The organism is Bradyrhizobium sp. WU425, from assembly GCF_021052305.1.
Lineage (GTDB): Bacteria > Pseudomonadota > Alphaproteobacteria > Rhizobiales > Xanthobacteraceae > Bradyrhizobium > Bradyrhizobium canariense_D.
Genome location: NZ_CP088089.1, coordinates 3,535,169 through 3,546,813 on the forward strand (window position 1 = coordinate 3,535,169; position 11,645 = coordinate 3,546,813).

The window sequence follows — 11,645 nt, forward strand, 5'->3', positions numbered from 1 at the left end:
GGTTAGCGCGCCGCCACTTTTGACGGCGCCTTCGCCTCCGTCCGTCCCGCCGTCAGCGCCATCGTCGCCACGCTGACGACGCGCGCGACCACGTCCTCGACATCGTCGAGGTCGCATTTGCCTTCCGACAGTTTCGTCAGCCGCTCGCTCTCGCGGATGGTGTGGTGCGCCATGGCGAGCGCGAAGTTCAGGCCCCAGTAAATATCGACGTCGCTGCGGTCGGGCAGGGACCTTCGCATCGCGCCGGCGAATTTGCGCAAATGGTCGATCTCGCGATTCTTGATGCGGCGGATCGGCGGCACGGATTCGATCGAAGCGCGGATCATGAAGCGCGCCGCGCTCGAGCGCTGGTTCTCGGGACCGAGGCAGCCGCGCAGCGTCGGGCCGACCAAGGCATGCAGGATTACCTCGATCGGCGCGCGGCCGCCGCCTTGTTCTTCCGCCGCCTTCAATTCGCGCAGACGCTCGCGATTGGTGGCGATCGAGCGTGTCACGAACAGCTCCGCGATCAACTCGTCCTTCGAGCCGAAATGATAGTTCACCGCCGCGAGGTTGACATTGGCCTCAGCGACGATGTCGCGCAACGTCACGTCGCCGAACCCGCGATCGGCATAGAGCCGTTCGGCAGCGGCGAGAATGGCAGTCCGGGTATGATCGCTGGCCATGGGAGCCCCTCGGGGAGGGAGTTGCAATTCAAACAGTTGTATGAAACTATCGTTTGAAAGCCGGGAAAGTCAATCCGCAATCGGGACTCGTTCGCAAACGCGAATGGGTTCCGGAGCATCCGCAAGCCGCGCATTCGCACTTGCGGGTCGCACAATGCGGGTGGACAGTCCGGCGCAAAACAAGTTCGCCAAACGAGTTGGCAAAGACGAGGAGCGTCCCATGGATTTCGATCTGTCGCCGAAGCAGAAGGAATGGCTCGACCGCGTGCAGTCCTTCATGGCCAAGCACGTGCGCCCGGCGGTGCCGGTCTATGATGAGCAGGATCGCAGCGGCGAACGCTGGAAGGTGATCCCGGTGCTCGAGGATCTCAAGAAGAAGGCGAAAGCCGAAGGCCTCTGGAACATGTTCATGCCGCCCAACGAGCATGAGGACGACGAATTCCGCGGCGCGGGACTGACCAATCTCGAATACGCGCTGCTCTCCGAGCAGATGGGCCACATCTCCTGGGCTTCGGAAGTCTTCAATTGTTCCGCGCCCGACACCGGCAACATGGAAGTATTCATGCGCTACGGCTCCAAGGAGCAGAAGCGCAAATGGCTGCGTCCGCTGATGGACGGCGAAATCCGCTCCGCCTTCCTGATGACGGAGCCGGCCGTGGCCTCGTCTGACGCCACCAACATCGAGACCAGCATTGTGCGCGACGGCGACCACTACGTCATCAACGGCCGCAAATGGTGGTCGTCCGGCGTCGGCGATCCCCGCTGCAAGATCGCGATCCTGATGGGCAAGACCGACTTCAAGGCGGCCAAGCACCAGCAGCAGTCGCAGATCCTGGTTCCGCTCGACACTCCCGGCATCAAGGTCGAGAAGATGCTGCCCGTGTTCGGCTTTGACGACGCGCCGCACGGCCACGCCCAGGTGCTGCTCGAGAACGTGCGGGTGCCGAAGGAGAACATCCTGCTCGGCGAAGGCCGCGGCTTCGAGATCGCGCAGGGCCGCCTCGGTCCCGGCCGTATCCATCACTGCATGCGCACCATCGGCAAGGCCGAGGAGGCGCTGGAGAAAATGGTGAAGCGGCTTACCTCGCGCACTGCCTTCGGCAAGCGGATCGTCGAGCATTCGGTGTGGGAGCAGCGCATCGGCGAGGCCCGCACCAACATCGAGATGACGCGGCTGTTGTGCCTCAAGGCCGCCGACATGATGGACAAGGTCGGCAACAAGACCGCGCAGGCCGAGATCGCCATGATCAAGGTCGCAGCCCCCAACATGGCGCTGAAGATCATCGACGAGGCGATCCAGGCCTTCGGCGGTGCAGGCGTCTCGGACGAAGCCGGCCTCGCCAAGGACTACGCCCACATCCGCACGCTCCGTCTCGCCGACGGCCCGGACGAGGTGCACAATCGCGCCATTGCCAGGCTCGAGGTTCGGAAGTATGCAAACTCTTCCAGTCATTAAGCGGGAGAGCACGCTGGCGCTCCCGATTTGAAGAAATGACAGGGCATGATCCGTGATCGGATGACCGCTTGACGCAAGTGCGCTGGGGGTTACCGATTAGGATCATGTTCGGACTGAAGAGGGAGCGTCATCGTGGCTGACGGCGTCAGGAAAGACGAAGAGTTCTCGGGCACCAAACCGGTCGAGGAGCGTCATCGCATCGACGAGATGCGGCTCGAAGCCTGGCTGCGCGAGAACGTCGAGGGTTATGAGGGACCGCTGGTCGTGCTCCAGTTCAAGGGCGGCCAGTCCAACCCGACCTATCGGCTCGACACGCCGAACCGCTCCTATGTGATGCGCCGAAAACCGTTCGGCAAATTGTTGCCGTCGGCGCACGCGGTCGATCGCGAATATCGCGTGATCGCGGCGCTGGGAAAGCAGGGCTTTCCGGTCGCGAAGGCCTATGCGCTGTGCCAGGACGACAGCATCATCGGTTCGGCCTTCTACATCATGTCGATGGAAGACGGCCGGGTGTTCTGGGATCCGACGCTGCCGAGCCAGACGCGGGATGATCGTCGAAAGATCTTCACCGGCAAGATCGAGACGCTGGCAAAACTCCACATGTTCGATCCCGTCGCGATCGGTCTTGGCGACTTCGGCAAACCCGGCAACTACTTTGCCCGGCAGATCGACCGCTGGACCAAGCAGTACCGCGCGTCCGAGACCCAGACCATTCCGGAGTTCGAGAAGGTCGCCGAATGGTTGCCGAAGACCGTGCCGGAGCAGGCGCGCGTCTCGATCGTCCACGGCGACTATCGCCTCGACAACATGATTTTCCACGCGACGGAACCACGCGTGCAGGCCGTGCTCGATTGGGAATTGTCGACGCTCGGCGATCCCATGGCCGACTTCACCTATCTGCTGATGCAGTGGGTCATGCCCGGCCTGGACGGCGCCGACCTCAAGGCGCTCAACATCCCGAGCGTGGAGGAGGCCGCGCAGATCTATTGCAACGTCACCAAGATGACGGTGCCTGACCTCAACTGGTATTTCGCCTACAACCTGTTCCGTCTCGCCGGCATCACGCAAGGCATCGCCGGCCGGGTCCGCGACGGCACCGCGGCGAATGCCAAGGCGCTGGAGTCAGCCAAGCGCACCGTTCCGCTGTCGAAGGCGTCTTGGGAGTACGCGCAGAAGGCGGGCGCGGTTTAAGGAATCCGAAGGCGCGGCTGACGGCCGCGCCTTTGCTTGCGTTCCTCTCGTGTCTGGACACGGGACAGAATGACGAGAGAGATGCCCGCATGATCGATCACACCACCCTCATCACCTACATCCTCATCGTCCTCGGCTTCGTCTTCATTCCCGGACCGGCGACACTCCTCACCATGGCGCGCGCCGCGAGCTCGGGGACCAGGGTCGGCATCGCGACGGGCGCGGGAATTGCGGCCGGTGACGTGGTCCACACCACCATGGCGATCGTCGGCCTCTCTGCGATCATCGCAACGTCGGCGCTCCTGTTCAGCGTCGTCAAATACGCGGGCGCGGGCTTTCTGATCTATCTCGGCATTCGCGCCATGCTCGACAAGACGCCGCTCGAGGTGAATGGCGGCGCGCCCGCGATCAGCGCAGTACGGGCATTCCGGCAGGCCGTGCTGACCGAGGTGCTGAATCCGAAGACCGCGCTGTTCTTCCTCGCGTTCCTGCCGCAGTTCGTCCGGCCCGAGCATGGTTCGACGACGCTGCAGCTCGCGCTGCTCGGTGCTGTGTTCGTGTTGCTCGGCCTCCTTAGCACGGTGGTGTTCGCCGTCGGCGCCGGCCGTCTCGGCGATTTGCTACGCCGCCATCCAGCCGTCGTGAAATGGCAGGGCAAGGTGGTCGGGACCATCTACTGCGCCGTCGGCGTGCGGCTGGCTTTGCAGGAGCGATGAGGCGCACCGCTCATTCGTAGCCCGGATGAGCGCAGCGATATCAGGGACAGCGACCCCGCATGTCGCTACGCTCATGCGGGCTACGGGGGTCTCCAGACGCTCGTCATTGCGAGCGAAGCAGCGAAGCGAAGCAATCCAGAATCTTCGCACGGTGGCAGTCTGGATTGCTTCGTCGCAAGAGCTCCTCGCAATGACGCGGAAACACCTCACCCCTTCACGCAATGCGCGATCAGCTTCTCCACGAAGCCTGCGCATTTCTCCAGCTCCGCCATCTCCACGAACTCGTCCGGTGTATGGGCCTGCGCGATCGAGCCGGGGCCGATTACGACGGACGGGATATCGGCCATGCTGGCAAACAAGCTCGCCTCGGTACCGAAGGCGACCTTGGCGTGGTCGTTGCGCCCCGCGAGGCTCTTGGCCAGCGTGACAATGGCTGCGTCGGCGGCGGTGTCGAGCGCGGGATAGTCGAGGATCTCTTCGAAGTCGATGCCGCACTCCGGGTGTCGCGCCTTCATCGCCGGCTCGATCTCGGTCTTGGCCCAGGCGACGATCGCATCCGTCACCTCCCTGGACTCGGTGATGCCGATGCCGCGGCATTCGAAATCCACCGTGCAGGTATCGGGCACGATGTTGAGCGCGGCGCCGCCATGCACGATGCTGGTGAGCAGCGTCGAGTGCGGGACATCGTAGAGGCTGTTCGTAGCTTTCCTGCTTGCGAGTTGCAACGCGCGGCGGCGGATTTCGACGATCAGCTCGGCGGCGTATTCGATCGCGTTGACGCCCTCGGGCGCGATCGAGGAGTGGCGGGCGAGGCCCTGGAACGTGGCGCGCACGCCGTGCTTGCCCTTGTGACCGATGATGACCTTCATCTCGGTCGGCTCGCCGATGAAGGCGCCGAGCGGCTTGATCCGTTTCTTCGCGACCTCGCGCAGCATCGGCCGCACGCCGACGCAACCGATCTCCTCGTCATAGGAGATGGCGAGATGAATCGGCGTTGTCAGCTTCGCCTCCAGCATCTCCGGCACCATGGCAAGGCACACCGCGACGAATCCCTTCATGTCGGTGGTGCCGCGGCCGTAAAGCTTGCCGTCGCGCTCGATCAGCTTGAAGGGATCGTGGCTCCAGTCCTGGCCGACCACAGGCACCACGTCGGTATGGCCCGACAGCACCAGGCCGGGGCGGTCCTCGGGTCCAATGGTGACCCATAGCGCGGCTTTCTGTCCGGTCTCGTCGACGATGCGCTCACTCTTGACGCCGTGTGCGGCGAGATAGCTCTCGATATGCGCGATCAGGGGCAGGTTGGAGCGATCGCTGATCGTGTCGAAGCCGACGAGGTCGGCGAGCAGCTTGCGAATACGGTCGGGTCTTGAGCTTGGCATTGTCACGTTCTTGTCAGGGGGATGGAAGCTGAAGTGCTTGCACGAACCATACCAACGTCGCCTCTGGTAGAGCAAATCAACACAGACCGGTAGCCCGGGTGAGCGAAGCGATACCCGGGACAGCTCGTGGTCGGAATCCCGGATGTCGCTTCGCTCATCCGGGCTACAAGACCTTGTGTTGCCTGTCGGGCAAAACACCCCAATTGCCGGTCAACCCGCGCCGTCGAAAATATTCCACTTTACCGAAATTCGGAAATCACGTATGTGTCGCCGCAACCCGGCCCAAGGAAGAGGGGCGTATCGCGATCGTCACGAACGCGGGCCGGACAGCGGCGGACGCTGGGCCACACCGGCGCGAATGGTTTCGCAGGGCGGGCAACCGTGAGCGAAGGCGTCGCGCACACGACCGGTGCTGACAGCGTACGGCAAAACCGTGTCGTCCTGACGCCCGGGGTCTGTGCGTCAAGTCTTGTGGTGATGTGGCGGCCCGACCGGGTTCGCGCATCAGCCATCCATGAGGCGACGGGGGCAATAGTGCATCGCTCCCCGGGGAGAGCACGGCATAAGCCGTAAAACCGCTGCGCAGGGAAGGCCGGACGTTTTGGCTTCACCTGTATGCCGCTGTGCAGATTTTTTACTGCAACTTCGCACAGTGGACCGCGGGTGCCAGCCGGCGCCCGGTCTTCCCTGCGCCCTCTTTCATTCGAGGGTGAGGCGACCAAGCAAAGCTCGGGCGAACAAGCCGCGAGAGGGCGAAGGTGTGTCTGCGAACGGGAATGCGAATGGAAGCGCGACCCTGCCACCCACAGACTCCGTCATTGCGAGCACAGACTCCGTCATTGCGAGCACAGCGAAGCAATCCAGGCTGACGCCGCGGAAAGACTCTGGATTGCTTCGCTGTGCTCGCAATGACGATGCTGAAGCAGTTGCGCGCCAAAACTTCTGTCTCGTGCCCCGGACGCAACGCAGCAGCGTGAGAAAGCTGCAGCGCGTCCGGGACGCGAGAGTGCGTGAACTAAACCGGCTTCCCCGTATACGGCATCGACGCCGTCAGTCCGCCGTCCACCGGGAAGGCCTGGCCATTGACGTACGACGCCTCGTCGCTGGCCAAGAACAGTCCCATCGCGGCGAGCTCGTGCGGCTGGCCGGGGCGCTTGAGCGGATTGAGCTGGCCGATCTTGTCGGCGGTGCCGCGCTCCTTGGCGCGGTCGAAGATCGGCTTGGTCATGCCGGTCTCGATCAGGCCCGGGCACACCGCGTTGATGCGCACACCGGTGCCGGTGAGCGAATAGGCGGTGGTCTGCACCAGGGAGATGACGCCGGCCTTGCTCGCGGCATAGGGATGTCCGCTGGCGCCGGCCTTGAGGCCCGCGACGGACGCGGTGAGCACGATCGCGCCGGACTGCTGCTTCACCATGTGCGGCATCGCATGCTTCACCGCGAGAAACGGCCCGATCAGGTTGATGCGCAAGACTTCCTGCCATTGCTCGACGGTCTGCTCGCCGAGCGGAACGAGTCCGCCGGAGACGCCGGCATTGGCCCAGATCACGTCGAGCCGGCCGTGCGTCTTCACCGCCTTGTCGATCACGGCCATGACGTCCTTTTCGGAGCCCGCATCCGCCATCATGGCTTCCGCGACACCGCCGGCCTTCTTCACCTCGTCGACCGTCTCCTTCACCGCCTCGCTGCGATCGACCGCGATCAGCTTGGCGCCTTCCCTGGTGAACAGCAGCGCGGCCGCGCGGCCGATGCCGCTGCCGGCACCGGTGATGATGACGGATTTGCCTTGCAGACGGCCCATGCGGTTTCTCCCTTTGGTTCGCGCGCGACGCTTGCCGCGCGACGGAATTTCAAACAAGATTTCAAACGGTAAAGTGTCTTGAGACACGTTCGCTACTGACGTACAGCGACATCAGACGGGATGGAAGGGTTTCGATGGCAGGTGCAGACAAGCCCAAAGTGGTCACGACACGCTGGTGGTGGGTCCGTCACGCGCCCGTGCGCAATGACGGTGGCAACATCTACGGTCAGTCCGATCTCGCCTGCGACACCAGCGATACCTACGTCTTCAATGCTGTTGCCAAGGTGCTGCCACGCAAGGCGGTCTGGTATTCGAGCAATCTGATGCGCACCCATCAGACCGCCGAAGCGATCTGGGCCGCCGGATTCCCGAGGCCTGCATCGATGAAATGGGAGGCGGACCTCGCCGAACAGAATCTCGGTCGCTGGCAGGGCATGAACCGCGCCGAGTTCATCGCCAGCCGTCCCGTCGGCTCGAGCTGGTTTGCCGACATCAACGAGCCTGCACCCGGCGGCGAAAGCTTCATGGACCTCTACAACCGCACCCGCCGCACCATCGAGCGGATCAACAATGAGGCCGCCGGGCAGGACGTGATCGCGGTCGCACATGGCGGCACCATCAAGGCGGCGCTGGGGCTGGCGCTCGACAATCAGCCGGAGCGAGGGCTCGCGTTCGATATCGACAATTGCTCGGTGACGCGGCTCGACTATTTCGCAAGCCCCGAACGCAATGTCTGGCGGCTGCCGATGGTGAACCAGCAGCCGTGGATCGCGGACGATGCGCATGCGGCGATGCATCAACCCGCGGGACCGGAAGTCAAGAAGCTCGCCTGAGCAATTGCCGGGTGGCGCGGACGCGGCGTAAGCTTCAAGCAATCAAAACGTACTCTGGGAGAGAAACATGACCTTGTTCGACATGAAGGGGAAAGTCGCCGTCATCACTGGTTCGACGCGCGGCATTGGGCTTGCGATCGCCGAGCGCATGGCCGAGCACGGCGCCAAGGTGGTGATCTCCTCGCGCAAGGCCGACGTTTGCGACCAGGTCGCCAAGAGCATCAACGACAAGTTCGGCAAGGGCACGGCGGTGGCGATCGCCGCCAATATCTCGTCGAAGGAAAACCTGCAAAACCTCATCGACGAGAGCAACCGCGCCTTCGGCAAGATCGACGTGCTGGTCTGCAACGCCGCGTCGAACCCGTATTACGGCCCGCTCGCCGGCATCTCCGACGATCAGTTCAGGAAGATTCTGGACAACAACATCGTCGCCAACAACTGGCTGATCTCGATGGTGGTGCCGCAGATGATCGAGCGCAAGGACGGCTCGATCATCATCGTCTCCTCGATCGGCGGCCTGAAAGGCTCGACCATCCTCGGTGCCTACGCGATCTCGAAAGCCGCAGACATGCAGCTCGCGCGCAATTTGGCCTGCGAATACGGCCCACACAACATCCGCGTGAACTGCATCGCGCCCGGCCTGATCAAGACCGATTTCGCGAAAGCATTGTGGGACAATCCAGAGAATTTGAAAGCCTCGACCGCGCGTTCGCCGCTGCTGCGCATCGGCGTCCCCGACGAGATCGCGGGCGCCGCGGTGTTCCTGGGCTCGAAGGCCGGCGACTTCATGACAGGCCAGACCATGGTGATCGACGGCGGCGCGACGATCAGTTGAGGCCCCAATAGGTGTCATCGCCCGCGAAGGCGGGCGATCCAGTACTCCGCGGCCTTCGTTGGAGAGCTCGCTCTCACCACATCCGCCCCGGAGTACTGGATGCCCCGGTCAAGCCGGGGCATGACAGCGAAAATGTGATGCAGCGCCGCGCATAGCGGCGCCGCTTCAATCCACCGCCGCGTACACCAGATCCCGCACCAGCGTCCGCGTAAAATCGCGCTGTCCCGGGCCCTGGCTCATGAATACGACGAACAGATCCTCCTTCGGATCGATCCAGAAGAACGTCCCCGCAATGCCGCTCCAGAAAAACTGGCCAACGCTGCCGGGGAAGGGCGCGATGCCGGCTTCGCGGCGCACCGCGAAGCCGAGGCCGAAACCATGGCCAGGCGACAGCAGCGTGCCATTGGTCTGCACATTCGGGCCGAGATGATCGGAGGCCATCAGCTCCAGCGTCTTGCGGCCGATGATCCTGTTGCCGTCGAGCGTGCCGCCATTGCGCAGCATCAGCGCGAAGCGAGCATAGTCCATGGTGGTGGAGACGAGGCCGCCGCCGCCGGACTCCATGATTGGCTGCTCGAGCATGTTGAACAGCGCGACCTTGTCGCCGGTCCAGGGATCGGCCGCGAACGGTTCGGCGAGCCTGTTGGCATTGGCCTCCGCTGTCGAGAAACCGGTCTCGGCCATCTGCAACGGCGCGAGAATGCGCTCGGTGAGGTACGTGCCGAGCGACTTGCCGCTGACGACCTCGATGATGCGCCCGAGGATGTCGGTCGAGCGACTGTAGTTGAACTCGTCGCCGGGATGGCAGACCAGCGGGAAGCTCGCCACCAGGGCGGCGTGCTCGGCATTGGTGATCTTGCGGCTACGCACCCGCGAGTCCTGATAGATCTTGTGCACGGGGCCGTCGCCCTGGTGCTCGTAGGTCAGGCCGGAGGTGTGGCGGAGCAGGTCCTGCACCGTCATCGGGCGCTTCGGCGGAACCAGTTCCAGCTTGCCGCCGCTGACCACGCAGACCTTCTGGTCGGCGAACTCCGGGATGAATTTCGCGACGGGGTCGGCAAGAATCAGGTGCCCATCTTCGACCAGCGTCATGATGCCGACCGACACGATCGGCTTGGTCATCGAGAAGATGCGAAAGATCGAATCTTGCGCCATCGGCGCCGCACCCGTCGGGCTCTGCCTGCCGAGCGCCTCGAACCAGCCGACCTGGCCGTGCCGTGCCGCCAGCACGGTGACGCCCGGAATGGTTCCCTTGTCGATCTCGCGCTTGAAGGCGTCCGACATGGCTTGGAGGCGAGGGCGCGACAGCCCGAGCGTCTCGGGGCGGGATTCCGGCAGAGGCGGGGTCTTCGGTGCGGTCGAGGGGCGAGGGGCGGCTCTCGCGGACGCATGGGCAGTCGCAGACGCTTGGGCAGTCATGGGCACTCCCGGTTGCTTATTATTGTTCGGAGCGGACTGTGGCCCAGAAGGCGCGGCACAAACAAGCGAAGCCAGCGCGCTTCACCCTTGCAATCCGGTCTTGCAATCCGGCCGCCCCCTGTGCTTCAAAGCGGCCTGATCCGGGCGGCAACGCAGGGTCCGTAGGAGTGTAGCTCAATTGGTAGAGCACCGGTCTCCAAAACCGGGGGTCGCAGGTTCGAGCCCTGCCACTCCTGCCAGCGAAATCAAACACTTAACTGGGACGCGGGCGATCAGCCATAGTCCGGATATTGCTGCCGGAGGGCGTGAAGCCTAGCCGCTGACCTGCCGTTGCCAGATCGCCTCAGCAAGGGCGATGTCGGCCACGGAATCTGCGCCGGACGCCAGCGGCGTCCTCTGTTCCACGATATCGGCGACGAATGCATCGGCCTGATGCCGAAACGCCCAACTCCTTCCGCGCGACAATCGCGTGCGTTGTCCTTGCTGATCGAGGATGACCTCCGCCTCCTGCTCGGCAAAAGGCGGAGGCAATTCGATGGTCAGCGCGCCCCGCTCGAACGCGATGCTCAGCCCCTCGCGCCAGACGCCTTCGGATCCATTGGCGAGTTGCAGCGCGCAGGCGACGCCGTCGAAGTCGAGTGTCACGGTCGCCGCGCCCGAGCTATCGATGGTGCTTTCCGCGACTGCCGGCGACGATCCGAGCATGTAACGCGCGAGGTTGATGATATGGCTGAACACGTTCAGAAAATTGTCGTAGCCGGGTCGCATCGCGCCCGGCATCCAATCGGGGCCGTCCTGCCAGAGCTCGAGCCCATCCGGCCGCACTTCGCCGGTCATGACGAAATTGTCCTGCGACCGGCCAGTGCTGCCGCCGAAGCACCAGCCTCGCGCGCCGACAATGCGTCCAAGCGACTGATCCGCTCGTAGGCGCGCCAACTCGGCCATCGCGCGCGCCACGCCGGCATCGTGACGCTTCATGTAGCCGATGCTGTAGACGAGGTTGTGCCGCCGCGCCGCCTCGGTCAGCGAAACGGCCTGAGCCGCGGTGTAGGCCATCGGCTTTTCCGACAGCACATGGCGGCCGCTGTTCAACGCATCCAGCACGATCGGGCCGGTGGCGCGGCGCTTCGTCACCACGACGACGGCCGACACCTCGCTATCCGCCAGCATTTCCCGGTGCGTGCGGTAGACCCGCGCGATGTCGAATTTTTGCGCCGCTGCGGCGGCGAGATCAGGCCGCAGATCTGCGATCGCGACAACGCGGCAGGCGGGGTTGGCGGCGAAATTGGCGAGGTGGCACATCTGGCCGACCATGCCCGTTCCGATGATGCCAATGCCTGGCCTCACTTG

The 11,645-nt window shown here is 63.8% G+C and carries 10 protein-coding genes and 1 tRNA gene; 6 read left to right on the forward strand and 5 right to left on the reverse strand.

Annotated features, from left to right (window positions below; all coding sequences use genetic code 11):
• Positions 1-2: 2 nt before the first annotated feature.
• Positions 3-665, reverse strand: coding sequence for a TetR/AcrR family transcriptional regulator (locus tag BcanWU425_RS17020; protein ID WP_085351267.1), 663 nt, complete (start codon positions 663-665; stop codon positions 3-5).
• Between the two features lie 220 nt (positions 666-885).
• Here BcanWU425_RS17020 and BcanWU425_RS17025 point away from each other — a divergent pair, with 220 nt between their 5' ends.
• The 3 genes from BcanWU425_RS17025 (at position 886) to BcanWU425_RS17035 (ending at position 4,028) form a co-directional block, all read left to right on the forward strand.
• A complete protein-coding gene (locus BcanWU425_RS17025; protein WP_007611657.1) occupies positions 886-2,121 on the forward strand; it encodes an acyl-CoA dehydrogenase family protein in 1,236 nt (411 codons plus the stop codon).
• Between the two features lie 132 nt (positions 2,122-2,253).
• Positions 2,254-3,312: a phosphotransferase family protein gene (locus tag BcanWU425_RS17030; protein ID WP_204511538.1), complete on the forward strand. Its 1,059-nt coding sequence runs from the start codon at positions 2,254-2,256 to the stop codon at positions 3,310-3,312.
• Positions 3,313-3,401: 89 nt separating this feature from the next.
• Positions 3,402-4,028, forward strand: coding sequence for a LysE family translocator (locus tag BcanWU425_RS17035; protein ID WP_085384222.1), 627 nt, complete (start codon positions 3,402-3,404; stop codon positions 4,026-4,028).
• Between the two features lie 206 nt (positions 4,029-4,234).
• Here the strand turns inward: BcanWU425_RS17035 and argE are convergent, their stop codons facing one another.
• On the reverse strand, positions 4,235-5,407 hold the full coding sequence (gene argE / locus BcanWU425_RS17040) for an acetylornithine deacetylase (protein WP_231190733.1): 1,173 nt from the start codon (positions 5,405-5,407) through the stop codon (positions 4,235-4,237).
• Positions 5,408-6,422: 1,015 nt separating this feature from the next.
• A complete protein-coding gene (locus tag BcanWU425_RS17045) occupies positions 6,423-7,208 on the reverse strand; it encodes an SDR family NAD(P)-dependent oxidoreductase (RefSeq protein WP_018456438.1) in 786 nt (261 codons plus the stop codon).
• A gap of 134 nt (positions 7,209-7,342) precedes the next feature.
• On the opposite strand from BcanWU425_RS17045, the gene BcanWU425_RS17050 reads away from it, so the two are divergent.
• Positions 7,343-8,041, forward strand: coding sequence for a histidine phosphatase family protein (locus tag BcanWU425_RS17050; protein ID WP_018456439.1), 699 nt, complete (start codon positions 7,343-7,345; stop codon positions 8,039-8,041).
• A gap of 67 nt (positions 8,042-8,108) precedes the next feature.
• On the forward strand, positions 8,109-8,876 hold the full coding sequence (locus BcanWU425_RS17055) for an SDR family NAD(P)-dependent oxidoreductase (RefSeq protein ID WP_204511535.1): 768 nt from the start codon (positions 8,109-8,111) through the stop codon (positions 8,874-8,876).
• Positions 8,877-9,041: 165 nt separating this feature from the next.
• On the opposite strand, the gene BcanWU425_RS17060 is transcribed toward BcanWU425_RS17055, so the two are convergent.
• Positions 9,042-10,295 carry a serine hydrolase domain-containing protein gene (locus tag BcanWU425_RS17060; protein WP_204511534.1) on the reverse strand — a complete coding sequence of 418 codons (1,254 nt, stop codon included), beginning with the start codon at positions 10,293-10,295 and terminating at the stop codon, positions 9,042-9,044.
• 163 nt (positions 10,296-10,458) lie between these two features.
• On the opposite strand from BcanWU425_RS17060, the gene BcanWU425_RS17065 reads away from it, so the two are divergent.
• Positions 10,459-10,534 (forward strand) — tRNA-Trp (locus tag BcanWU425_RS17065).
• 73 nt (positions 10,535-10,607) lie between these two features.
• On the opposite strand, the gene BcanWU425_RS17070 is transcribed toward BcanWU425_RS17065, so the two are convergent.
• Positions 10,608-11,642, reverse strand: coding sequence for a Gfo/Idh/MocA family protein (locus BcanWU425_RS17070; protein ID WP_204511533.1), 1,035 nt, complete (start codon positions 11,640-11,642; stop codon positions 10,608-10,610).
• Between the last annotated feature and the right edge of the window lie 3 nt (positions 11,643-11,645).

Excerpts from the sequence above, each read along its gene's own strand:
- BcanWU425_RS17020 (WP_085351267.1), bottom strand. The coding sequence starts at position 665 with ATGGCCAGCGATCATACCCGGACTGCCATTCTCGCCGCTGCCGAACGG.
- BcanWU425_RS17025 (WP_007611657.1), top strand. The coding sequence starts at position 886 with ATGGATTTCGATCTGTCGCCGAAGCAGAAGGAATGGCTCGACCGCGTG.
- BcanWU425_RS17035 (WP_085384222.1), top strand. The coding sequence starts at position 3,402 with ATGATCGATCACACCACCCTCATCACCTACATCCTCATCGTCCTCGGC.
- argE (WP_231190733.1), bottom strand. The coding sequence starts at position 5,407 with ATGCCAAGCTCAAGACCCGACCGTATTCGCAAGCTGCTCGCCGACCTC.
- BcanWU425_RS17045 (WP_018456438.1), bottom strand. The coding sequence starts at position 7,208 with ATGGGCCGTCTGCAAGGCAAATCCGTCATCATCACCGGTGCCGGCAGC.
- BcanWU425_RS17050 (WP_018456439.1), top strand. The coding sequence starts at position 7,343 with ATGGCAGGTGCAGACAAGCCCAAAGTGGTCACGACACGCTGGTGGTGG.
- BcanWU425_RS17055 (WP_204511535.1), top strand. The coding sequence starts at position 8,109 with ATGACCTTGTTCGACATGAAGGGGAAAGTCGCCGTCATCACTGGTTCG.
- BcanWU425_RS17060 (WP_204511534.1), bottom strand. The coding sequence starts at position 10,295 with ATGACTGCCCAAGCGTCTGCGACTGCCCATGCGTCCGCGAGAGCCGCC.